At 63.1% G+C, this 23,405-nt stretch carries 18 protein-coding genes; 4 read left to right on the top strand and 14 right to left on the bottom strand.

The window, feature by feature from the left end:
- Positions 1–12 precede the first annotated feature (12 nt).
- Positions 13–1,191 carry a serine hydrolase domain-containing protein gene (locus RG2_RS02220; protein ID WP_033235701.1) on the top strand — a complete coding sequence of 393 codons (1,179 nt, stop codon included), beginning with the start codon at positions 13–15 and terminating at the stop codon, positions 1,189–1,191.
- Positions 1,192–1,257: 66 nt separating this feature from the next.
- Here RG2_RS02220 and RG2_RS02215 read toward each other — a convergent pair whose 3' ends face one another.
- The 9 genes from RG2_RS02215 to dnaK all read right to left on the bottom strand — a co-directional run bounded on the left by RG2_RS02215 (position 1,258) and on the right by dnaK (position 11,614).
- On the bottom strand, positions 1,258–2,430 hold the full coding sequence (locus RG2_RS02215; protein ID WP_033235702.1) for an NADH:flavin oxidoreductase: 1,173 nt from the start codon (positions 2,428–2,430) through the stop codon (positions 1,258–1,260).
- Positions 2,431–2,564: 134 nt separating this feature from the next.
- Positions 2,565–3,284: an ABC transporter ATP-binding protein gene (locus RG2_RS02210; protein ID WP_033235703.1), complete on the bottom strand. Its 720-nt coding sequence runs from the start codon at positions 3,282–3,284 to the stop codon at positions 2,565–2,567.
- Positions 3,284–5,134: a branched-chain amino acid ABC transporter ATP-binding protein/permease gene (locus tag RG2_RS02205; protein ID WP_033235704.1), complete on the bottom strand. Its 1,851-nt coding sequence runs from the start codon at positions 5,132–5,134 to the stop codon at positions 3,284–3,286. The genes RG2_RS02210 and RG2_RS02205 overlap by 1 nt, the downstream gene beginning before the upstream one ends.
- Before the next feature lies 1 nt (position 5,135).
- Complete coding sequence (locus tag RG2_RS02200; protein ID WP_033235705.1) at positions 5,136–5,993, bottom strand: branched-chain amino acid ABC transporter permease; 858 nt, start codon at positions 5,991–5,993, stop codon at positions 5,136–5,138.
- Entirely contained in the window at positions 5,990–7,207 is a 1,218-nt protein-coding gene (locus RG2_RS02195) for an ABC transporter substrate-binding protein (protein WP_033235706.1), read from the bottom strand. The genes RG2_RS02200 and RG2_RS02195 overlap by 4 nt, the downstream gene beginning before the upstream one ends.
- A gap of 343 nt (positions 7,208–7,550) precedes the next feature.
- Positions 7,551–7,958: a heat shock protein transcriptional repressor HspR gene (locus tag RG2_RS02190; protein ID WP_033235707.1), complete on the bottom strand. Its 408-nt coding sequence runs from the start codon at positions 7,956–7,958 to the stop codon at positions 7,551–7,553.
- Entirely contained in the window at positions 7,958–9,133 is a 1,176-nt protein-coding gene (gene dnaJ / locus RG2_RS02185) for a molecular chaperone DnaJ (RefSeq protein ID WP_033235708.1), read from the bottom strand. Before dnaJ ends, RG2_RS02190 begins: the two co-directional genes overlap by 1 nt.
- Positions 9,134–9,155: 22 nt before the next feature.
- Positions 9,156–9,764: a nucleotide exchange factor GrpE gene (gene grpE / locus RG2_RS02180; RefSeq protein ID WP_033235709.1), complete on the bottom strand. Its 609-nt coding sequence runs from the start codon at positions 9,762–9,764 to the stop codon at positions 9,156–9,158.
- Positions 9,761–11,614, bottom strand: a complete 1,854-nt coding sequence (dnaK, locus tag RG2_RS02175) for a molecular chaperone DnaK (RefSeq protein WP_033235710.1) — start codon at positions 11,612–11,614, stop codon at positions 9,761–9,763. The genes grpE and dnaK overlap by 4 nt, the downstream gene beginning before the upstream one ends.
- A 251-nt stretch (positions 11,615–11,865) precedes the next feature.
- On the opposite strand from dnaK, the gene RG2_RS02170 reads away from it, so the two are divergent.
- Together RG2_RS02170 and RG2_RS02165 are read left to right on the top strand one after the other, a co-directional pair.
- Positions 11,866–12,384: a hypothetical protein gene (locus RG2_RS02170; RefSeq protein ID WP_051730651.1), complete on the top strand. Its 519-nt coding sequence runs from the start codon at positions 11,866–11,868 to the stop codon at positions 12,382–12,384.
- Entirely contained in the window at positions 12,381–13,391 is a 1,011-nt protein-coding gene (locus RG2_RS02165; protein WP_033235712.1) for a TIGR03617 family F420-dependent LLM class oxidoreductase, read from the top strand. The genes RG2_RS02170 and RG2_RS02165 overlap by 4 nt, the downstream gene beginning before the upstream one ends.
- Here the strand turns inward: RG2_RS02165 and RG2_RS02160 are convergent, their stop codons facing one another.
- The 5 genes from RG2_RS02160 to RG2_RS02140 form a co-directional block, all read right to left on the bottom strand.
- Positions 13,392–14,051, bottom strand: a complete 660-nt coding sequence (locus RG2_RS02160; protein ID WP_033235713.1) for an FMN-dependent NADH-azoreductase — start codon at positions 14,049–14,051, stop codon at positions 13,392–13,394. It abuts the gene before it with no gap.
- A gap of 24 nt (positions 14,052–14,075) precedes the next feature.
- Positions 14,076–15,659 carry an MFS transporter gene (locus RG2_RS02155; protein WP_033235714.1) on the bottom strand — a complete coding sequence of 528 codons (1,584 nt, stop codon included), beginning with the start codon at positions 15,657–15,659 and terminating at the stop codon, positions 14,076–14,078.
- Between the two features lie 104 nt (positions 15,660–15,763).
- Positions 15,764–17,236 carry a dynamin family protein gene (locus tag RG2_RS02150; protein ID WP_033235715.1) on the bottom strand — a complete coding sequence of 491 codons (1,473 nt, stop codon included), beginning with the start codon at positions 17,234–17,236 and terminating at the stop codon, positions 15,764–15,766.
- Positions 17,233–19,107, bottom strand: a complete 1,875-nt coding sequence (locus RG2_RS02145) for a dynamin family protein (RefSeq protein WP_051730629.1) — start codon at positions 19,105–19,107, stop codon at positions 17,233–17,235. The genes RG2_RS02150 and RG2_RS02145 overlap by 4 nt, the downstream gene beginning before the upstream one ends.
- A 106-nt stretch (positions 19,108–19,213) precedes the next feature.
- On the bottom strand, positions 19,214–21,457 hold the full coding sequence (locus tag RG2_RS02140) for an IniB N-terminal domain-containing protein (RefSeq protein ID WP_033235716.1): 2,244 nt from the start codon (positions 21,455–21,457) through the stop codon (positions 19,214–19,216).
- 307 nt (positions 21,458–21,764) lie between these two features.
- On the opposite strand from RG2_RS02140, the gene RG2_RS02135 reads away from it, so the two are divergent.
- Positions 21,765–23,393 (top strand): Hsp70 family protein, encoded by a 1,629-nt coding sequence (locus tag RG2_RS02135; protein WP_051730630.1) that lies wholly within the window; start codon positions 21,765–21,767, stop codon positions 23,391–23,393.
- The last annotated feature ends 12 nt before the right edge of the window (positions 23,394–23,405 follow it).

Here is a 23,405-nt window from a genome sequence, read left to right as displayed (position 1 = left end):
AAGAAGGTCTTTGTGAAGTCCGCTCAACGCAAGGTTTTAATACCTGCACTTTCCGCAACATTTTCCATAGCAATCGTTATCTCGACCGCAGTCGGCGCCGGGGCTCAGCCGATCAATTTCCCTACCACCGGATCTGCCTTTCTCGATACCGGTTCCCTGAGCGGAAGCACGGATCCCGCGCTAGCGCAGCGAATCAACGCAGCATTTGCCGCGCATGGCATTCCCGGAGCACAGGTCGTGTACACGGACGGCAAGGGACGACAGGAGTTCAACTACGGTGTCTCGAGCATCGAGACCGGCAGCACCGTCACGTCGGATACCGTCTTCGAGGCCGCCTCACTGACCAAAGTGGTGGCGTCGTACGTTGTCCTCCAACTGGTGGACGAGGGTGTCATCGATCTCGATCGGCCACTGTCCGAGTATTTTGAATACCCACGCATCGCTGCCGATCCTGCAGCCCACAAGATCACCGCCAGAATGGCGCTGACGCACACCACCGGCCTGCCCAACTGGGCGACCGGCCCATCGAGTGCAGAGTTCGAGACCACGCCGGTCAGTACTACTTTCGAACCCGGGACCCAGTGGTCATACTCGGGTGAAGGCTTCTATTACCTGCAGAAGACCGTCGAGTCGCTCACCGGCACATCGTTTGCGGAACTTGCCTCGCAGCGCGTCTTCCAGCGTTTCGGAATGACAAGCAGCGACTTACTGACCAACCCGGCCTTCGAGGCCGTCACCGCGGTCGGTCATACCGCCGACGGCACGGCAAAGGCCCTGCGCAATTTTCCCCGGGCAAACGTCGCGTACACTCTGAAGACAACGGCCGGCGACTACTCGAAGTTCCTGCGCGGAGCACTTCTCGCAGGCGAAGGACTCGAACCTGCAACTCGGGACATGATGTTCACCGCTGCTGGCAGCGCTGACCACGGTGGCAGCAACAAAGACGCGATCGACCACATCAAGTGGGGCCTCGGCATCGGTCTGCAGGAGAACGAACTCGGGAAGGCGATCTGGCACTGGGGCGACAACGGCGCGTTCAAAGCCTTTTTCATCGCTTACCCCGAGACAGGTCGCAGTGTTGTGATCATGACAAACAGCGAAAGCGGACTCGAAGCGGTCAACGACGTCGTTCACGAGTTCTTCGGTCCCATGACGATGTATGCCACGGACTGGATCAAGCAAGCCGAGTAAATTCACCCTTCGGACGGTTGCGGCCCGACATCACGAAGATGTCGGGCCGCAACCGTTCTGGAGCATTCAGGCGCGTTCGACCAGCACGCAGCGCGCACCGCTGAAGATAGTCGGCATGCACTTGTTGCAGTGGATGCACAGCGATCGGGTATCCGATTCTGCCGCAATCCGATTCACCAGGTCGGGTTCACGGAGCAAGGCGCGGGCCATCGCGACGAACTCGAATCCTTCCGCCATCGCGGTATCCATCCCCGCCTTGTCCGTGACACCGCCGAGCAGCACCAGCGGCAACTTCACCGCCGCACGGATCTGCCGAGCCTCTTCCAGCATGAACAGCGGCTTGTAGGGATACGCATGCAACATGCTCTTACCCACGAGATGCACACCCAGTCGAACCGGTTGCGGCATCGCGGCAGCGAACTCACGGATCGGCGCGTCACCCTTGAACAGGTACATCGGATTGAGCAGCGAACTGCCCATCGTCAATTCCAACGCGTCGACACTGCCGGACGCCTCCAGCCACTGCGCCACCTGAATCGCTTCGTCCACCCAGAATCCGCCTGGCACACCGTCATCCATGTTGAGCTTGGCCAAGATTGCAATCTTGTCGCCGACAGCGTCACGAACGCTGCGTGCGGTCTCGAGAACAACCCGGGCCCTGTTCTCGAGCGATCCACCGTAGGAATCCTTGCGACGGTTCAGTTTCGGGCTCAGGAACGAGCTCGCGAAGTAGTTGTGGCCGAAGTGGATTTCGACTGCGTCGAATCCTGCCTCGACAGCAAGTTGTGCGGCGCTGCCGTGTGCGGCAGCAATGCGGGTGATGTCCGCGGTGGTGGCGGTGCGAATCATTCTCATGCTCAACGGATTAAATGAGCTCGACGGTGCAAGTGCGGGCAGTCCGGTCGACTTCTGATTCGCGACCGGGCCGGCGTGTCCGAGCTGAGCGGACGCGGCCGCACCTTCGCTGTGAATCGCGTCGGTGAGCCGTCGCAGTCCGGGCAGGGCATCGGGCCGCATCCATAGTTGGCCGTATTCCGTGCGCCCCTCGGGCGCAACGGCGCAGTACGCGACGGTAGACATTCCAACGCCGCCTGCTGCCGGGCGTCGATGAAATTCGATCAGGTCGTCAGTGACCAGTGCATCGGGAGTTTTGCCTTCAAACGTTGCGGACTTGATGATGCGGTTTCGCAGGGTCACCGGACCGAGCTTTGCCGGAGCGAGCACATCAGGAGCAGTCATCGAGTTTGCCTCTCACAGGAGTTGTTCGACGACGGTAGGCGCATGCTCGACGGCTGGCTACGGGCCGTGCCACGGAGCGGGAGACAACTTCAGCCCGGCCGTGGTGGCCGGGCTGAAGTCCTTTTCGCCGCTGTTCAGACGCGTCCGAAGTACGCGTCCTTGAGAACTGCCAGGTCGTCGATGTCCTTGGCGTCGGCGTCGAGAACCACCTTGCCGATGTCGAGGACTGTCACGTGATCGGCGACGCTCATCGCCGCTTCGACGGCCTGCTCCACCAGCAGGACCGCCAACCCGGTTTCCTTGAGTTGCTGGACGCGGTCCATCACCTCACCGACGATCACGGGAGCGAGACCGCCCGAAGGTTCGTCGAGCAGGAGCAACCTCGGCTGCGCCATCAACGCCGCGCCGATCGCGAGCATCTGCTGCTGACCACCCGACATGGAACCGGCGGGAAGCGCACGCTTCTCCCCCAGGATCGGGAACATCTCGTACATGGATTCCACCGATTCCATGAGCTCGCCGCGTTTCACTTTGCGGGTGTACCCGCCGAGAAGAAGGTTCTGCTCCACGGTCTGCTTGTGGAAGACCCGCTTGCCCTCCTGCACGTACGCCATTCCTTGGCGCACCCGCTTGTGCGCGGGAACTCCGGTGATGTCGGCGCCGTCCATTTCGACGGTCCCAGAGGCCACCTTGTTGAGCCCCGACAGAGCACGCAACGTGCTGGTCTTCCCGGCGCCGTTTCGACCGAGCAGAGCTGTCACCTGACCGGGATAGACGTCGAACGAGACATCCCAGACGACGCGCAGATCGCCGTACCCGGTCTGCAGATTGCGGACCTTGAGAATCGGTTCCATCACTTCACCTCACTGCTCTGATGGTCGACGGCACCGATTTCTTCGAGAAGCGCTTGTTCGTCACCGGATTTCACCCCGAGGTACTCGCTCAAGACGCGTGGGTGGTGTTCGATGGCCGCAGCATCGCCGGTGGCGATCACCTGACCCTGCGCCAACACCACGATCTCATCGGCGAGTGAGAGTACGAGCCGGAAGTTGTGCTCTACCAACACCACTGTGGCCCCGGCATCGCGCAGCACCCGGATCAGGTCTGCCAGGCGTTCGAGTTCGTCCTCGTCGAGTCCTGACGCCACCTCGTCGAAGAGGACGACTCGCGGTTCGGCGATGACGGCGCGGGCAACTTCGAGCATACGACGCATACCCAGTGGCAGCGACGTCGCGATCTCGTTGCGCAGGTGCGACATCCCGACCAACTCGAGCACCCGCTCGGCTTCGACGATGTCGGCTTTCGCTACCTTGCGGAAGCTGGGCAACCGCAGCACAGCCGACGCCATCGACGCCCGGTGCACCGAATAGCGTCCGGAGGCAACAGCTTCCAGGACCGTGATGTTCTCGGGAATCGTCGGAGTCTGGAACGTTCGAGCGACACCGACACGCGCCACCGTGTGCGGTGAGGATTGGGAGACCACCGTGTCGCCGATCGTGATCACGCCGGCATCTGCGGTGTAGAACCCGCAGATCATGTTGAGCATGGTCGTCTTACCCGAACCGTTGGGTCCGATCAACGCGGTGACCTTACCGGCCTCCGCGCTCAGGGTCGCGGCGTTGAGTGCCTGGTTGCCACCGAACGCCTTGGACACTCCGTCGACCACCAACCGTGCACCGTTGATCGGCGCCAGTTCGACTGCGGCGCTGCCATCCTCCTTCGGAAGTACGGCGCCCAGACCCGCCCTGCGATCAAGTTTCGAGACCATCGAGCGGCCGACCTTCGTCAATCCACCCGAGAGCAGCACACCACCGATGATCAGGAAGCCGCCGTAGAAGATCAGCGAGTACTCCTGGAACGCCGTCGACTGATTGGGCCCGAGCTGCATGATCGCAGCACCGACAACGGCGCCGTACACGCTTGCCGCGCCGCCCAGGATCGATGCCGCCAGAACTGCTGTGGCAAAGGTGAACCCGAACGCTTCCGGCGAGATGAACAGGTCGGTGTTGGCGAACAACGCACCCGCCAGACCGGCCGGGAACGCGCCGATCGCATAGCCGAGCAGTTTCATCCGGAAGACCGACACACCCTGCGAGGACGCCAACACCGGCGACTGCTTGAGGGTGCGGAACGCGATGCCGTGGCGTGAGACCACCAGGTTGCGCATCACCGCGAACCAGAGGACGGTCACGACGACGACCACCATGTAGTACTGCTGGGTGTCGAGTTCGGAACCGAAAAGCGTCGGAGGCTCCATGCCGGTGAGACCGTTTCGGCCACCGGTCTTGCCGCCGAAGATCGCCAGTACGTCCGGCACGAGCAGCACCAGGAAGAACGACGTCATGGCGAGTGACCAATTGCCCAGGCGCAGACCGGGAACACCGGTCAGAATGCCGACGCCCAGAGCCACCGCACCGGAGGCAGCGAGCTGGACCAGGATGTCGGTGTGACCGGCTTGCGACATCAGACCCGCCGTGTAGGCGCCGGCCGCGTACATCGCGGCCTGCCCGAGTGCCAGTTCACCGGCAAAGCCGAGGCTCAGGTTCAAGCCACTGACCACCAGCGCCAGGATGCACGCCAACTGAATCTGCCGCGACGTCGACAGGTCGAGCCCCATCACGGGCAGCAGCAAGATCACCGCAGCCAGGACCAGCGGGAGGATCCAACTCGGAAGGGAACGGAAAGTCCGCCACGCGCTTACCATTTCATACCACCCGTTCTCGGACGTTGCCGAACAATCCGGCTGGTTTGACCATCAAGATGACGATCAGCACCGTGAAGACGGCGATATTGCTGTACTGGCTGCCCGCCCACAGCGCGGTGAACGATTCCACCAGACCGACGGTCAGCCCGCCGATCAAAGCGCCTGGCAGAGAGCCGAATCCGCCGATCGCCAACGCCACGAACCCCTTCAGTGCCAGCGCGGCACCCAAGGTCGCGACCGCAAACGTCTTGGGACCGACCAGGAGTCCGAGGACGCCGGCCAAGGCACCGGAGAAGGCAAACGCTCCCAGTGCCAGCCGTCGTACGTTGACGCCGCGCAGCATCGCCGCCTCGCGGTCTTCGGAGATTCCGATCAGGGCCAGGCCCGTCATCGTCTTCTTCGAGACGTAGCTCAAGCCGATGACCAGTGCGATCGCCGCGACCAGCAGGGCGATCTCCACCGGGTAGGTTCGGCCGCCGAGCAAGGTGATGGGATCGTTGGAGCCGAAGAACGGAACAGTGAGAGGCTCACTGCCCCAGATCAACTGCGTCGCACCGTTGAGCAGGGTGGCAACGCCGAGTGTTGTCACCAATTGATTCTGATGATCGGCGACCGGTCTGATCGCGATGATCTCCTCCACTGCTGCCAACAGCATCACCGTCACGGTGGCCATGACCGCCACCACGAGTACGGGGAGTTTCAGAGTGACCAACCCGGTGTAGGCGACAAACGTGCCCACCATCATCAGCTGAGCCTGAGCGAAGTTGAACGTGTTGGAGGAAACGAAAACGATGTTGTATCCGATGGCGACGAGCACGTAGACCGCGCCGAGCGCCAACCCGGACCACAGAATTGTCATGAGGCGGCCGGGTTTCCGAACTGGCCGTTGAGGATCTTCGTGGGGCTGATGAACTGCAGCTCACTGGTATTCGGGTTCGGACCGTGGTTGTCGGCACTGAAATTGTAGCGAGAGAGGAACGCCGTCTTGGCATTCTCCTGGACCTCAGAGGTTTCCAGTGCTTCGGCAAGCTTCTTCGGGTCGGTCGAGCTGCCGGCCTTCTCCGCTGCGGCCGCAACCAGGGGGAACGCGTCGTAGTTGTCCGCGAGGATCAGCGTGGACGGGATGGAACCCAGCGATGCCATCGTGTCCACCATCGTGTTGACCAGTTCGTTGTTCGGATCGAACACCGTGCTGGTGAAGACCTGCGTCACCAGGTTCTTCACCTGCGGAGTGCCCAGGACGCCGGCAGGCGGATCATTGGCGATGAGGTTGGTCGCGGAGACCGACGTGTTGCCGATCAGTGGTACATCCCAGCCCAGACGCTCGAGGCTCTGCAGGACGTATCCGAGCGGGGCGCCGTACGCGTCCAACGCAATTGCCGTGGCCCCGGAGTTCTTGAGCGACTGCAACTGTGCCGTCATGTCCAGAGCGGCAGCGTCGTACTCTTCGTTTCCGGCGGCCTTCAGCCCGGCATTGCCGAGCTCGGTTGTCATCTCCTCGCCGAAGAGCTCACCGTAGGCGGTGCTGCCATGCAGAACTCCGACACTGGTGTAACCCTTGGTCTTTGCGTACTCGGAGATTCCGCGAGCGGTATCCGTCGCACCAGGTGCGAGGTCGAAGTTGAGCGGGAACTTCGCGGGGTCCGTGGAATCGGGCGAGGGCGCCATGCTCATCGACAGGATGTTGTTCTGCTTGAGGATCGGCAGCACCGCAGCCGCGATGGACGACGGGCCGGAGTTCAGGTAGAGGTCCGGCTTGTTGCCCGAGTTGATCGCCTCACGCAGCTTGGTCACCGCGATGGTCGCGTCGCCTGCATCGTCCACCGTCGTCAACTCGATCTGACGACCATCGATACCGCCTGCCGCGTTCTGGACCTGGACGCCGGCTTTGGTCGCGAGCAGCGAGGTCTGCGAGTTCGCCGCCAGAACGCCCTGGGCGCTGATGCCGCCGGTCAGCAGAACCCGATAGGGCGAGTCCGCTCCGCCTTCCGAATCAGTGGAGCCACTGCAACCCGCGAGAGTCAGAGCCGCCGTCGCAGCAACTGCCGCCACAAGAATAGGCCGACGTTTCATGTCCGCACTCCTAGAACCCATTTGTATCGAACGTCAGGCGAATACCTGACGTGGAATTAGCCCGACCGATGGACACACCCCGTTTTGGGCATCAGTCGACCAAGCGCCCGCTTGATAATCCAGCAAGCGGTTGCTTGGGTTCGAAGCATAGGATGTGATCTGGCTAACGTCAAACGGGCCATCCAGGCGAACGCTATGCACATTCAGGCCGTCTCGACAGGGCAATTCCCGCTGGGTGGAAGTACATGAAAATCATCAAAAGAACGCAGCAAAACGGCCCGGTGACCTTTGCGAATCCTGTGATTCGAAAGGCCACCGGGCCGTGAGTTCGTGCTGCTACGCGCTACCGCTGATTACGCGGTTTCCACACCACCAACGCATTGTTGCGCGGTATCGGCACCAGTTCCCGGCGGTAGCCGGCATGGACCTTGGCGATCTCTTCAGCCATTTCCCGAACTCGATGCTGCAGAGCCTCGACCTGATTTGTCAGCTCGATGATCCGCTTGATTCCGGCAAGATTGACGCCTTCATCCTGCGAAAGGCGTTGCACCTCACGAAGAAGCGCAACATCTCTCGGGGAGTAACGGCGCCCGCCACCGGTGGTGCGGTGCGGGGTCACCAATCCGAGACGGTCGTAGTTGCGCAAGGTCTGCGCATGCATGCCCGCCAGTTCGGCGGCCACGGAAATTACGAAGATCTGAGCATCGGGGTCAAGCGATACGTCTCTCTGATTCTTCGGCTGCTCGGTCATCACACACCGGCCCACCCGGCCCGTGGATCAAATCCGCTCGCCTTCTCTGCTTCGAGATAGGTCTCGAGCGCTTCGATCGCCGCGTCGTCCAGCTTCTGCGGGACAGACACTTTGACAGTGACCAGCAGATCGCCGGCTCCTTCAGGCCGCTTCGGGATGCCGCGTCCGCGAACCCGCAGAACACGCCCGTCCACAGTTCCTGGTGGAACCTTGACGCCGACACGGCCTTCCAGCGTCGGTACCGACAGTGTGGTACCGAGAACCAGTTCGCCGTAGCTCACCGGCACGGTGACCGTGAGGTCGTCGCCGTTGCGTCCGAACACGGAGTCGGGACGCACCCGGATGTTGACGAACAGGTCGCCGGCGGGAGCGCCGCGGAGTCCCGCTTCGCCCTTGCCCTTGAGCCTGATCTTCTGACCGTCACTGACGCCGGACGGCACGCGCACCGTGATGGTGCGGGTGCGGTTGGTGACGCCGCTGCCGTGGCAGTCCTCGCAGGGCGAGTCGATGATGGAACCGGTTCCCCGGCAATCGTCACACGGCTCGCTGAATCCGAAGGCACCCTGGTTGCGGTTGATGACACCGGTTCCGTTGCAGTGCGGGCACACTCGCGGGCTTGTGCCGGGCTTTGCGCCGCTGCCGTGGCACGTGGTGCACGATGCCGGGCTGGTGATCCGCAGCGGAACCGTGACACCGAGCGCCGCTTCGCGGAACCCGAGCGTGGTTTCGGTTTCGAGATCCTTGCCCCGACGCGGACGATTAGCGGACGAGGTTCGCTGACCGGCGCCGCCGCGGTTGAACAATCCACCGAAGATGTCGCCGAGACCTGAATCCTGACCGCCGGCACCGCCGCCGAACAGGTCGTTGATGTCGAAGCCGCCGGCGCCGGGGTTGAATCCGCCACCGCCGCCTTGCGCCCGGGGGCCGAATCCGCCACTGGCAAAGAGCCTTCGGGCTTCGTCGTATTCCTTGCGCTTCTCCGGATCCGACAGGATCGTGTTCGCTTCACTGACAGCCTTGAAGCGCTCTTCGGCCTTGGGATCGTCAGGGTTGGCATCGGGATGCAGATCCCGAGCCAGCTTGCGATACGCCTTCTTGATCTCGTCGGCCGAAGCTGAGGACGAGACGCCCAGCTCCTTGTAGAAGTCCTTCTCGATCCACTCCCGTTGACTCACTGGGCGTCTCCTCCTCTCGCTGTTACTTTGATTCTTCTTCTGCGCCTGCCGCGTTGCCGTCGGTCGGCTCGTCGCCCACTCGATCGGCAACGCCTACCATCGCATGTCGCAGGACGCGGTCACCGAACTTGTAGCCCTTACGCATGACCACACTCAGGACCGGGTCGGCTCCTTCACCTTCGTGCTGCACAGCTTCGTGCAGTTCGGGATCGAAAGCGTCTCCCACGGCGCCGAACTCGCTCAAACCGAGACCCGTGAGGGTGGTGTTGAGCTTGTCCGCGAGGGCTCGCAGCGGACCCTCTTCGAGGTCTCCGTGTGCACGAGCGCGATCCAGATCGTCGAGGATCGGGACGAGCACTCCCACCACGGAAGCCTTCGCGTTGGCGATGTCGACCTGCTTGTCGCGGTCGACGCGGCGCTTGTAGTTCATGAACTGCGCCTGCAAGCTCTGCAGGTCTGCAGTGCGTTCTGCCAACTGATCAGCCAACGTCGCTTCTTCCACGATGGCCTCGGCTTCCTGCACTACCCCTGTGTCTTCCGAGTCGAGCGGCGGCCGGCCTTCGCCGGCCGCCTCTCCCTGTGCACCGGTCTCGGGGTCGACCGGGTTGTTCTCGGAGTTGTCCGAGGTCACTTCTTGTCCGAGTCGGAAGGCTCGTCGACAACCTCGGCGTCGACGACGTCGTCGTCATTGCCTGCGCCGTCGGTGTTTCCGGCTTCGCTGGCTGCGGAGGCTTCGTAGATTGCCTGGCCAAGAGCCTGCGACTCGGTGCCCAGCTTCTCCACGGCGGTCTTCACTGCCGAGATGTCGGTGCCTGCGAGGGCGTCGTTGACGTCCTTGATCGCTGCCTCGACCTTGGTCAGGATCTCCTCGGAGACCTTGCCCGCGTTCTCGCCGTCACGCTGTTCCTTGACGAACTTCTCCGTCTGGTGGACCAGCGACTCGGCCTGGTTGCGGACCTCTGCCTCTTCGCGGCGGGCCTTGTCTTCCTCGGCGTGAGCCTCGGCGTCCTTGACCATGCGCTCGATCTCTTCCTTGGACAGACCGGAGCCGTCCTGAATCTTGATCGTGTTTTCCTTGCCGGTGCCCTTGTCCTTCGCGGTCACGTGCACGATGCCGTTGGCATCGATGTCGAAGGTGACCTCGATCTGCGGGACGCCACGCGGTGCGGGCGGCAGATCCGTGAGCTCGAAGGAGCCGAGAAGCTTGTTGTGCGAAGCGATCTCGCGCTCACCCTGGAACACCTGGATCTGCACCGAAGGCTGGTTGTCGTCAGCCGTGGTGAAGGTTTCACTGCGCTTGGTCGGGATGGTGGTGTTGCGCTCGATGAGCTTGGTCATCACGCCACCCTTGGTCTCGATACCGAGCGAGAGCGGTGTGACGTCGAGGAGCAGAACGTCCTTGACCTCACCCTTGAGGACACCGGCCTGCAGAGCAGCACCGACGGCCACAACCTCGTCCGGGTTGACGCCCTTGTTGGGCTCACGGCCACCGGTCATCTCGCGAACCAGGTCGGAGACAGCCGGCATACGGGTAGAGCCACCGACGAGAACAACGTGGTCGATGTCCTTGACGGAGATGCCACTGTCCTTGATCACGGCCTGGAACGGCGCGCGGGTGCGGTCGAGGAGATCAGAGGTGATCTTCTGGAACTCGCTACGCGTGAGCTGCTCGTCGAGGAACAAGGGGTTCTTGTCCGCGTCGACCGTGATGTACGGGAGGTTGATGGAGGTGCTCTGCGAGCTGGAGAGCTCGATCTTCGCCTTCTCCGCAGCCTCACGCAGACGCTGCAGGGCCATCTTGTCCTTGGTCAGATCGATGCCGTTCTGAGCCTTGAACTTATCGACGAGCCAGGAGACGATGCGCTCGTCCCAGTCGTCGCCACCGAGGTGGTTGTCACCGGAGGTTGCGCGAACCTCGACGACGCCGTCGCCGATTTCCAGCAGGGAGACGTCGAAGGTGCCGCCACCGAGGTCGAAGACCAGAATGGTCTGCTCGGTGTCACCCTTGTCCAGGCCGTATGCCAGTGCAGCCGCGGTGGGCTCGTTGACGATACGGAGAACGTTGAGGCCGGCGATCTGGCCGGCTTCCTTGGTGGCCTGACGCTGTGCGTCCTCGAAGTATGCGGGGACGGTAATCACGGCATCCGTGATTTCTTCGCCGAGGTAAGCCTCTGCGTCACGCTTGAGCTTCATGAGCGTGCGAGCGCTGATTTCCTGCGGCGTGTACTTCTTGCCGTCAATCTCGACATTCCAGTCGGTGCCGATGTGGCGCTTGACGGAGCGGAGGGTGCGATCGACGTTGGTGACCGCCTGGTTCTTCGCAGGCTGGCCGACGAGGACCTCGCCGTTCTTTGCGAATGCGACGACGGACGGCGTGGTACGCGAGCCTTCGGAGTTGGCGACCACTACGGGCTCGCCGCCCTCCAGCACTGCTACTACCGAGTTGGTCGTACCGAGGTCGATACCGACTGCACGAGCCATAGTGTTCCTACCTTTCGTTCTGCGGTGCTCTGTCCGAGTGCTTGATCTCGGCCATGACCGCGCGTTTTTCGCTTGGTGAGCGTCCTCCGCTCAAGTTTGCCCTCAACCGAGGCTGAGAGTCAACTCGAAGTTGAGCCGGGGGCGCTCAAGCTTGTCGAAATGGTCAACTACAACACCGGTAAATTTGTTCCCGGCTTCCGAGAAATTTCCGAAATGTGCTCCGGATCACCCGGACTGGTTACGATCGGCCCGTGACGGATCCCGACAAATCTCCCAGCGCCGGTACGCGCCCCAGTCCCACGAGGCCCGCTGTCTCGATCCGTCCGCTGCACCAGCACTCGCCTCACCGAACACCAAAAGTCTCGATGGCGGCCTGGGCGGGGTCCGTCGTTGTACTCCTGGCAATCGCCGCGATCATGATCGTGAACCTGACCGAGATCCGTAGCGCACTAGAGGCGTCGATCGCGCGGGACAATCCCGATTACTCGGCAACCGACATCTCCGACGCGGTCACCGTCGTCCTGATCGGCAGTGGCGCCGCTGCTGTCCTTCTACTTCTGTTCACGCTTCTGACAGTGCAACTGTTGTCTGCCCGGAAGTCTTCCGCGCGGATCGTGGGCGCGGTGGTGGGCGTACTCGGGATTGCCGCAGGTCTGGGATTCCGGTCATTGGTCTCGGGTGCCGACCAGGTGAGCGCCGTACTCGGTTGGGGACCACTCCTGTACTGCACGGTTGTAGCGGTGGCGGCGATCACCGGCGTGCGCCGATGAAAGTTCACATTCAGCTCGACTCCGCACCCGGCGACGGGGCCGCCCGCAGTCGCGAACTTGCCCAGACCGGCGCCGGTGGGCTTTTCACGTTCGAAGGCCCACACGACGTCTTCTTCCCGCTCGTGGAAGCCGCGTCGTCGGTGGAGTTGGACCTCATGACCAATGTCGCCATCGCGCTCCCCCGCAGCCCGATGCACCTGGCGCATTCCGCGAACGATCTCCAACTTCTCAGCCGGGGACGGTTCCGCTTGGGCCTCGGTTCGCAGATCAAACCGCACATCGAGAAGCGCTACAGCGCAACGTGGTCGCGGCCGGCGGCGCGCATGCGGGAAACCGTCAGCGCGATCACCGCCATTTTCGACGCGTGGGAACACGGAACTCCCTTGAACTTCCGCGGCGAGTTCTTCACCCACACCCTGATGCCGCCCACCTTCAACCCCGGCCCCAACCCATTCGGTCGCCCGCAGATTCTGATGGGCGCACTCGGGCCGATCATGACGCGAACCGCGGCGGCAGTGGCCGACGGTCTGCTGGTCATGCCGTTCCACTCCGAGCGCCATTTCCTCGAGCGGACCCTGCCGGCCGTCGACGCCGGCCTCCACGAATCCGGCCGAACCCGAGAGGAATTCACGATCATCCCGCAGGTGATCGTGGGCGTCGGACGTGGCGGCGAGCAACTGGATGCAGCGGCCCGCGGAGTCCGCAGCCTGCTCTCGTTCTACGGCTCGACCCCCGCCTACCGGCCGGTGCTCGACATCGAAGGTTGGGGCGACGTACAGCCCCAGCTCAACGCGCTGTCCAAACGAGGCGGGTACGTCGAAATGGCGTCACTGATAACCGATCCCATGCTGACAACACTTGCTGTCGTCGGCACACCGGAAGAATGCGCTACCGAAATCCGGCGACGATTCGGAAATCATGCCACCGAAGTATGTTGCTATTTCCCGGGTTACGACGCGGATCCGGCAGATGTGGCGTCGATGATCTCGGCGCTCGCCCAGTCCTGATCACGCCCCCAGCGTGCGGGCAAGATCGATCAACGAATCACGGGCAGCGCTCAGGCTGATCTTCCCCTGCTCGATCAGCGGTGCCATGGGCGGAATACGCTGCGCCAAAGTCAGTTCCGCGGTGATAACGCTGACGTTCATACCCATCGAAACACCCAACACCTGCACCAGTGGCGGAACGGTGTGATCGTCGCCTTCGTTCCCGGAACCCGGCGCATAGGTGTTTCCGCGACTGGACACGATCACCACCGGCTTACCCGCCATGGGCTGAGCAGAAGTTCCAGCAGGCGGCGTATCAAAAGGCACAGTCGTTCCCAGGACATGCACGTAGTCGATCCACGCCTTCAACGTGGACGGGATCGACCAGTTGTACATCGGTGCACCGATCACGACAACATCCGCAGCAGCGAGTTGCTCGATGACCCGACCCTGCAGTGCTTCTGCGTCGGCATCCGGCTGCTCTCCAGCCACTCGCAGCCGCTGTGCGTAGTGCAGGGCCGCGTCCGAGAGGTGTGGCAGGGGGTCCCGGTGCAGATCCAACCCGACTACCTGATGTTCAGGGCTGATCTCGGCCCACGTCTGAGCGAACAACGCGGTGAGTTCACGGGACGTCGATGTGTGAAGGTCGGCTGACGAATCGATGTGCAGTAGCTGTGGCATCCTTCCATCAGTACCAGAGCGCGCTCAACTCTTCTCCTCTGCGAGATCGGATTCCGCCGCGTACTGCGCCAGCAGAACACGCTCGCGCTCGCGATGCGGGTAGAAGAACGTCACCACCGCGCCGCCGACGCACACGATGATGATTGCCGCAATGTAGGCCTTGGTATCGCCGTCCAGGAAGGCGCTTTTGGCGGCGGTCATGATCTGATCCGCGTATTGCGGGTAGCGCTCTGCCAGAACTTCGGCGCTGGAGAACGATTTGGTGAGCGCGGCCTGAGTTTCGGGGGTTACCTGGGAAGCTTCCGGCGATGACGAGATCGCATTCCCCAAAGATTTTGCGTACCCGGCCGTGAGTATTCCACCGAGAATGGACTGCATGATGGCGCCGCCCAGGTCGCGTTGCAGATCCGAGGTACCCGACGCCATACCTGCGCGGTGTACGGGAACTGACCCGGTGAGGGAACGCGATGCCGGTGTGCCGGCCAGGCCGACGCCGATACCGACAAGTGCGTAGGCGAGCGCGACCTGCCAGTACTGTGTGCTTTCGTTCCACATGAACAGCGCGACAAACAATCCGAGAACCACAAACAGGTAACCGGAGAGCAGAGTGACGCGGGCGCCGTACCTTTCGATCATCGTCGCCGACTGCGGCGCAACGATCACCATCGCCAGAGCGGCCGGAATGATGGCCGCACCCGCCGCCAGCGTCGAGTAACTCAGTACGTTCTGCAGGAACTGCTGGCCGATGAACATTGCGCCCATGAGCGAACCGAACACCACCAAGCCGCCAACGGCCGCTACCCAGAAGGTGGGACGAGCGGCTACGTGAAGGTCGAACAGTGGATTGACTGCGCGTCGTTGTTGCAGGAAGAACCCGATACCTGCGACCAGTGCGATCGCGCCCAGGACCAACGCCATTGTTCCGGAGCCCTTGACCGGTGCGAAGTTGATGGACAACACCAGCGCCCCGATGAAAACGACGGACACGATTCCGCCGAGATGATCAACCGGATCGGTGGTCTCGTTGACATGGGCGGGAACCAGAATCACCGCGCACACCAAGGCCAGGAGAGCCAACGGGAGGGTCACGAAAAAGACCGAGCCCCAATCGAATTTCTCGAGCAAGGCCCCGGAAACGATCGGACCGAGAGCCGAAATCGCGCCACCGATCGCAGACCACATCGCGATCGCCTTGGTCCTCGCCGGCCCCGCCCACAGTGCCGTGATGATCGCCAGCGTTGTCGGGAACGCCAAGCCCGCCGAGATACCACCGACGATGCGGGCCGCGAACAATACTTCGAAGCCGCCTGCGAACCCCGCGACGAGTGACGCCGGAATCGACAACGCCATACCCGTCACCAGGAGCATCTTGCGGCCGTACCGGTCACCGACCGCACCGAGATACAGGACTGTGCCTGCCAATCCCAGTGAATACCCGACGGCTATCAGATTGAGTTGCGTCTGACTCGCGTCGAACGCCTTGCCGATGTCAGGCAGGGCAACATTGGCCACCGACAGATTGAGGTTTGCCACCGCCGCAACCAGAATGAGTGTGCCGAGTACGTACGTGGCACGATCCGGAGACTTCGACGTGATGTCGTTCGACATAGGGCTGCTCCCAACGAGGCCGAATCCGAACCAGGCGTTTTGTCCGGATCATTCCGAACTCAACATAGATCCGTCGGCTCGCTCGCGCAGGACTAATGACATCCCTATTCGGCCACGATTTCCGCGAGTACACCTTCCGCGCTGCGCGCTGCGACCTGACACGCTCTCGCTGTGAACTGATCGAACAGTGGGTGCGACGACAATGTGCGCCACCGCTGCGCTGCGTCCGCGGCCTGGGCGCGCTGAGCATCGAGGCTCTCCCCTTCTGTCGCCCCCAAGCGCTCGTGCGTTCTGATTCCGTGGCCGCCGATCAATCGCTGCAGCGCTGCGAGATCGTCCGGCAAGAGATCGGTGTGAACCGATCCGAGCCGCCCGAGCAGTCGAAGTTCGCGAAAACCGTGCACGTCGGCGAGGAGTCGCGCCGCCGACGCTGCGATCGGTGCAGTGTTCTCGCGCGGATTGCGTTCGAGCAGTCGGCTCAGTGTTACCAGCGCTGTATGGGATTTGAGTTGGTCGGCGCGCTGGCCGAACTGAACATCGATCACCCGACGCAACTCGTCCAATCCACTGCGGCGGAGCAATTCCGCTGCCAGCGTGGGAGAATCGCCGACGCCCAACTTGACCGACGTCACCGCCAGCCGAATCCCGAACAGCCCGAACCGTTCCACCAACTGAGCCCGCATCGCCGCATCCACCGGCAGCGAACTATCTTCGCGGACAAAACGATCCGCCGACAGCATCGCCGAGCTCAGATCGGCTGCAGGCACCTCGGCAAGCGCCGCGAACGCCGCAAACTCGCTCTGCCGCAAAGTTCGGGCAGCCAGTGCCAACAGTCCGGCGACCGGCACCACCGACTGGCACAGGCCCGAGCGGCCGAGTTCCTCGGCAAACCGTCCCGCCACATCGTCGGCCGACGCCATCGCGTCCATTCGGCCCGCGCCCACTTCGTCCGCGCGCGAGAGCACCCCGATCACACCGAGCGGACCTGATTCACCACCGACGTGTTCGGCAACCTTCGTCAAGAACTGCAGGTCAGTCGCATTCAATGCCCGCAGCAAATACACGACGGCATCAGCGCCGGGCACCCCGTCGTCGGGAACGAGGGCTTTCCACGTCCGGGCCGACACGTCGGTGGACAGCGACGACGTGCCTGGTGTATCGATGATCGTCATGCGCGCCAGCGCCGACGACGGCCACTCCACGTCGATTCGATCGACGATCTCGGATGTGCGCACACCCAGATCGAACGTCAGCCGGCCGCTGTTGCGTGCCACCGGTATGTGGAACTCGGTGCCGCCGGAGTCCGTAGCGCTTACCTTCGGCGTCGTACCGTTTCGATACCAGGTGACAACTCGTGTGCATTCGGTGGCATCTGTCGGTGCAATATCTTGCCCGACAAGAGAATTGAGAAGTGTCGACTTACCGGCCTTGAGCGAACCTGCCAGAGCTACCCGCAGCGGCTCGTCCAACCGCGCCGCGCACTCGTCCAATTGAGCACAGAGTTCCGGGCTGTCGAGATAAAATCCTCGCGCCTGCTCGATCAACGTGCGCGCCGACTCCGTGGCGGTGACGTTCATGCTCCGACCTCAGCCTTCCGAGACCTGCCCGCTTGCACTCGCTCGCCGACCAACGATCCGGCACGCGTGGTCAATTCCTCTGCCGCACGCAGATTCTCTTCGAGTTGCGCGATGCGTCCGGCCCGCTCGCTCGATTCCAGTTTGGCCGCCTCCTGCGTCGCTCGCAACGATTCGTTGATCGAGCGCAAGGCCTGCTCGGCGATGTCCGTGAAATGATCACGCAGGAGCCGCTGCACCAGGCGGAGCCGGTCTTTCGATTCCTTGCCCACCTGGAAACTCACGTCGTCCGCGTAGCGCCTGATCGCCGACTTTGCATCGGCCCGGCGCTTGAGCACCTGTGTCTGCTTGTCTTCACGATAAGCCTTGGTGCCAAGCAGAACCCCGGCACCGATCGAGATCGGATTCACCAACGCCATACCCATCATCGTGGTGATCAGCCCGAACATCAGGACGCCACCGTACGAACCGCGCATGCCCACCAGAACTTTCTGCGTAATGCCGATACGGCCGGATTCGAGATCCGACAGCGCCGCAACAGGTTCGAGGAAAGCGTCGGTGTCGGCAAGGTCGATCTGCGGCAGCGCCACGTCACCGGTTTCGGCGAAGTGTTCGGCCACTACCTCCGCCAACCACTGCGCACGATCGTGCGCCCAGACGAAGTTGTCGCCGATGGCTGTTGCGATCTCTTGCTCGAGCCAGGTCCCGACGGCATCCCAGTCCTTGCCCGGGTCACACCCGTCGACGGTTTCCTCGGCCGCTCGGGTGACGCGGCGCAGGCGATCACGCAGGTCGTGATCGATATCTGCCGCGAGATCGGCGATTCCGTCGCCGAGGCTCTGCTGCCAGCGGGATGTCTTCTTGTGCAGTTCTTCTGCGACCTCCCTGGCCCGATGCAACCCGGCCACTGCTGCTTGCGCCGTCGACGGATCACGCAGCGCCGCAAGCTCACTGCCCATTTCCAGCGACAAGTGGGCGGCAATGGACTGCACGTCCATCACCACCGCTCGCCGCGTATTTGCCTCGCCGCGCGCAACAACCTTGTCCCGCAAGAACTGATAGAGGTCGGGAAATCCGGATTCCGCATCGAGTTCCCGGTCGTCCAAGCGCAGCGCATGCGATCGCAGGACGGAAGATATCGGAATCAGCGGAAGCTCGAGGCCGGCGCGTTGCAGGTGACCATGATTTGCGTCGACAATCCGACGCCAGTGAGGGTACAGATCCGTCTTGCTGACAAGACCGGCAACAACGGGGCACAGATTCAGGACCTGCCGGATGAACGCGACTTCAGGCTCGGTGAACTCCGCACTCGAATCCGAGAGCACCAGCACCGCATCTGCCGACGTAATCAATCCCAAAGTTCCAGCAGCATGCGGATTTCCGTGCCCTCCGACGCCCGGTGTGTCGATGAAGACCAGCCCGTCGGCCAACAGCGGGCTCGGAACGGAAACGTCGATGCGGAGGACTTCCCGTCCGTCGGCCCGTGGTGTTGCGGGCGTTATGCCGAGCAACTCGTCGAGCGGGAGCGGAACTCTCCGAGGTTCACTACCAGGTTCGGCCAGAACCAGCTCTGCGCCAGCGGTTTCCCCGTACTGAACTACCGTCGCAACGGCCGTTGTCTCGTCGTCTCCGACGGAACACACGTCGCAACCGAGCAGCGAATTCACGAACTGGCTCTTGCCCTGATTGAGCGGGCCTACGACAACGATGCGAATCCGGGGATCGGTGACGCGCACCAGCGCGCTCTCGGCGCGTGCGACCAGATCGGATCGATCGATATCTCTCGCAAGTACCGCCGTTCGATCGAGCAACGACGCGGCCGCCGACGCGACGCGTGCCTTACGACTGCTGACCTGATCCGCTGCAGTTTCCATGTGTTCCGTCGACTCGCAGTTCTTCCGATTCGGCAATTCCGGCCCTGCACGCTTAGCGCACACAGGGCCGGAATTGTTACATCAGTCCGTTTCCCTACCCGCTGACTCAGGGGTGCAGGTTGTCGAGTACTGCCAGCGGATCGACCTGCTCGACAACGTCGGCAACCGAGTCCGGCGCGAACAACGACTCCGAGGAATCAGCAGCCAGCGATCCGCTTGATCCGGTCCCGAATACGTCGCTGGCGTCGATCGACGACCAGGGGTTGGTCGAGCTACCAAGACCGCCGTCGAATGAACCGCCCAGACCGCCATCGAACGATCCACCGAGTGCGCCTGAACCGCCAAGTGCGCCCTCGAGCGAGCCACCGATCTGCGTCGCCGCGTCAGTGACCGCGTCGAGGCCGGCTGTTGCATCGAGACCGGCACCTGCGTCAAGCACGCCGCCAACCGTCGAGTTCAGGCCCGCACTGACCCCGCCGATATCCAGCCCCTCGGCCGAGAAGCTGCCGAGATCGAGTTCCGGCAGATCCGCGCTGACGGAACCGAGGTTCACGGCCCCCAGGTCGAGGCTGGGCAGGGTTGCGCCGATCGAACCGGTATCGAATCCGCCGGCGTTCAGTGCTGCATCCAACGACGCACCAAGCCCTGCGACGGCGTCGCCGCCGATTGCCGAGCCTGTGGATCCGTTCAACACGCCGCCGAGTGCGCCGCCGAGGTCTGCTCCGACCGATCCTCCACCGCCCAGAGCACCGGACAGCACCGTGGAAAGCTCGGTTCCGAGATCCGCGCTTCCGCCAAGTACGGCGTCGAGGTCGAGTCCGCCGCCGAGAGCCAGAGCTGAATCCAGAGCGCCTGCCAATGCAGCTTCCACCCCGGTGTCGAGACTGCCGCCCACTCCCAGTGCGCTTGTCAGCGCCCCGCTGAGTACGGCGCCGAGATCAAGATCGCCGGCCAGCCCGGTCAGTGCGCTGACGTCCGTCAATGCTCCGAGAGTGCCGCCGAGAGACGCTCCGAGGTCGGTGCCGATCGATCCGCCGGCCGCGAGTGCAGTGGACAAGGCAGCGCTCAGATCGCCGCCGAGATCGATTCCGCCGCCCAGTGCCAACGCCGATTCCAGTGCGCCCGACAGCTCTGCGCCCAATCCGCCGCCGAGTGCGAGAAGCCCGTCGAGGCTCCCGGCGCCGTCGAGCACTCCGCCGAGCGCCAGACCGAGGTCCGCACCGATATCCCCACCGACCGCGAACACCGGTGCCAATGCTCCGGAAAGCCCGGCCGCCAAGTCCAGTCCACCGGCCGCGGCGATCGCAGCGTCCAGAGCCGCACCCAACTCGGTCGTCAGAGAGCCACCCACTCCGAGTGCCCCACTCAGAGCCGCACTGAGCTGAGCTCCGACGTCGAGAGCTCCCCCCAGATCAACCACGGAACCGAGACCGAGACCAGCTTCGAGGACTCCGCCAAAAGCAGCTCCGAGCTGCGAGCTGATGTCCCCACCGAATCCGAGCGCCGCGCCCAGAGCACCGGCAAGATCACCGGCGACGTCGATGCCACCACCGAGTGCCAACGCCGATTCGAGTGCGCCTGACAGGCCGGCACCCAACCCACCGCCGAGAGCGAGGAGTCCGTCGAGGCTAGCGGCGCCGTCGAGCACCCCACCGAGCGCAAGACCGAGGCCCGCACCGATATCCCCACCGACCGCGAACACCGGCGCCAACGCTCCGGAAAGCCCGGCCGCCAGGTCCAGCCCACCGGCCGCTGCAATCGCAGCATCCAGGGCCGCACCCAACTCAGCGGTGAGGGAACCGCCCACACCCAGCGCCCCACTCAGAGCCGCACTGAGCTGTGCTCCGATATCGAGAACGCCCTCCAGATCAACAGCCGAGCCAAGCCCGAGACCAGCTTCGATGACGCCACCAAAAGCGGCTCCGAGCTGCGCACTGATGTCGCCACCGATAGCGAGGGCAGCGCTCAGTGCCGCGGCAAAATCACCGGCGACGTCTATGCCACCACCGAACTCACCACCAAGCGCGCCGCCGAGACCCAATCCGGCTCCCGCGCCGAGACCGACGCTGCCTCCCAAACCGAGGCCAGCACCCAATCCGCCACCCAGCGTGCCACCGAGTGCTCCGGCCGCCTGGGTTCCGGCGTTGACGATCGCGGACAGGTCAGCGCCCGCTCCGGCAAAAAGTCCGGACTCGGCAACAAGAGGTGCAACGGCGACGATGTCGGCAGGACTCACCTCGCACAGGCCGGCTGCATTGAGTGCTGCGACGGGATTTGCGCAGTACTGAGCGGCGGCCTCGTCGTCACGCAACAGACCGAGAATGAATTCGAGTACGGCATTGGTAGCCATGATGGGTTCTCCTAGAATCTTGGTGAATATCGCGGTTCGAGCGGATGGTGCTTCGCTGCATGCGAATCGACTGCCGTCAACGCTAAGTCGATCGAGCGCCGACCCCAACGGGGAACGCCCCCACTCCTGCTCCAGATCGCAGGGAGAATCCCCCGGTATCGGCGTTAGGGGATTTGCCCCCGATAGGGGATCGCTCCCCTACTTCGCATCGAGGAGCCTCCGGGGAGTAACAAACCCGTCCTTCATCCCGACATTGCAGACAACTGCGACGGGCGTTCGACCATCCACTACCGAGGAGTTCACTTTCATGGAGGCAGGGCTCGGCATCGGTATCGGCTCGACAACTCTGGTGGCCGTCGTCGACAAACTCGACGACGCCCCCGCAAGCTCCCGACGTACCGTGCGGAGTGACAGTGTCGTTCAACTGGATCCGAGCAGCGTCTTCACCGATTTCGTGGAACGCGTGGGTGACCCGGTTCCGCTGTTCTCCGCCGACGGGACCCCACATCGCGGCGAGGACCTCACCGCGGTAGCGATTACGACGCTGATGCGCGACGCTCTTGCTGATCACGACCAGCCGAGCCACGTTGTCATCGCCCATCCCGCCTGGTGGAGCCGTCACGCGGTTTCGACATTGGAAAACGCCCTGTCTACCAGAATGATTCACGACGCCACCGCGGTAAATACGACGCTGGTCGCGGAGCCGATCGCCGTGGTGGACTGGTTGCGCACCTCCGGTCACCCCGATTCGGAAGGGCTCACCGTTGTCTTCGATCTGGGTGCCCGATCGCTCGACGTCACTGTCGTGACCACCACTGGTGGGAATACCACGATCGTCGGCAAGCCCCTGCACTCCGACGATATCGGCGGAGACGACTTCGATCATCTTGTCACGATGCATCTGCTCGCTGAATTCGACCGCGATACACACATCGACACGTCCATGCCGGAAACGCTCGACGCGTTGACAGCGCTGCGTGGCCACGCTCGCGAGGCCAAAGAGACACTGTCTTTCGATACCGAAACGGTTGTCCACGTTGATCTTCCCGGCGGCTCCCACAACCTACGGCTTGTCCGGTCTGAACTCGAAGACCTACTCCGTCCCGCGATCACACGATCGGTTGCCTTGGTATACGAGGCGATGCGATCAGCCGGTGTCGAGTCGAACGACGTCAGTCATGTTGTTCTCGCGGGCGGTAGCTCGTCCATCCCGCTGGTCGCGGAACTGTTGTCGTCCGAACTCCGAGTACCGATGATCGCCGCACCGGATCCACGATCCTGCGCGGCGGCCGGAGCTGCGACTCGCGCAACCGCAATAGGAAATACCGCTACTGCCGTCGAACATTCGCAGCCGAAACCGATTCCCGTTCCGGCATTCTCGACACCGATTGTTGTTACTTCGGACCCCGAGGCCACATCGGCGGCGCGGCGCTCGTCCCGAGTAGGCATCGTCGCAGCTGTCGTCGGCGCGTGTGCGATCCTCGCGGCTGGTGGACTCGGAATCGGTACCGCCGTGGACAAGATCAAACCCGCTTCGAGTTCCGCCGACCCGAGTATCGAATCCCCTACTTCCGCAACAGTGTCCAACCCGAGCGCGCCATCGGGCTCCGAACCGGTGGCCGACGCCGCGCCATCGACGGGCGTGGCCGTCGCCGTCACCGGGTCGCCCGCCCCCGGCACCCGATCTGTGGGCGTCGCGACGACGGGGGCTGCCGGAACGGGTGCGCCCGCCGCACCAGTAGCCACAGACCCACCTGCTGCCGCGCAGCCGAACTCCGATCCCACGACCGCCCAGCAGAACGTCGACTCCGGTTCGCCATTTCAGATTCCACAGGTCCCGGCGTTCGAGGTTCCGGAGCTTCCCGTTGTTGTCGCGCCGCAATTCCCGGACCAACTGACACTGCCAACGGCCATCCCACGCTTCCCCGTCGGATAGCCGAGGCTGCGT

Source organism: Rhodococcus globerulus NBRC 14531 (genome assembly GCF_001894805.1).
GTDB lineage: Bacteria > Actinomycetota > Actinomycetes > Mycobacteriales > Mycobacteriaceae > Rhodococcus_F > Rhodococcus_F globerula.
Note: the sequence above shows the minus strand (reverse complement) of the source record. Positions and strands in the feature narration are given on the sequence as shown.

Coding starts and splice junctions, on each gene's coding strand:
- RG2_RS02215 (WP_033235702.1), bottom strand. CDS start 2,430: ATGACTGCTCCTGATGTGCTCGCTCCGGCAAAGCTCGGTCCGGTGACC.
- RG2_RS02210 (WP_033235703.1), bottom strand. CDS start 3,284: ATGGAACCGATTCTCAAGGTCCGCAATCTGCAGACCGGGTACGGCGAT.
- RG2_RS02205 (WP_033235704.1), bottom strand. CDS start 5,134: ATGGTAAGCGCGTGGCGGACTTTCCGTTCCCTTCCGAGTTGGATCCTC.
- RG2_RS02200 (WP_033235705.1), bottom strand. CDS start 5,993: ATGACAATTCTGTGGTCCGGGTTGGCGCTCGGCGCGGTCTACGTGCTC.
- RG2_RS02195 (WP_033235706.1), bottom strand. CDS start 7,207: ATGAAACGTCGGCCTATTCTTGTGGCGGCAGTTGCTGCGACGGCGGCT.
- RG2_RS02190 (WP_033235707.1), bottom strand. CDS start 7,958: ATGACCGAGCAGCCGAAGAATCAGAGAGACGTATCGCTTGACCCCGAT.
- dnaK (WP_033235710.1), bottom strand. CDS start 11,614: ATGGCTCGTGCAGTCGGTATCGACCTCGGTACGACCAACTCGGTAGTA.
- RG2_RS02165 (WP_033235712.1), top strand. CDS start 12,381: ATGAAAGTTCACATTCAGCTCGACTCCGCACCCGGCGACGGGGCCGCC.
- RG2_RS02160 (WP_033235713.1), bottom strand. CDS start 14,051: ATGCCACAGCTACTGCACATCGATTCGTCAGCCGACCTTCACACATCG.
- RG2_RS02155 (WP_033235714.1), bottom strand. CDS start 15,659: ATGTCGAACGACATCACGTCGAAGTCTCCGGATCGTGCCACGTACGTA.
- RG2_RS02150 (WP_033235715.1), bottom strand. CDS start 17,236: ATGAACGTCACCGCCACGGAGTCGGCGCGCACGTTGATCGAGCAGGCG.
- RG2_RS02145 (WP_051730629.1), bottom strand. CDS start 19,107: ATGGAAACTGCAGCGGATCAGGTCAGCAGTCGTAAGGCACGCGTCGCG.
- RG2_RS02140 (WP_033235716.1), bottom strand. CDS start 21,457: ATGGCTACCAATGCCGTACTCGAATTCATTCTCGGTCTGTTGCGTGAC.
- RG2_RS02135 (WP_051730630.1), top strand. CDS start 21,765: ATGGAGGCAGGGCTCGGCATCGGTATCGGCTCGACAACTCTGGTGGCC.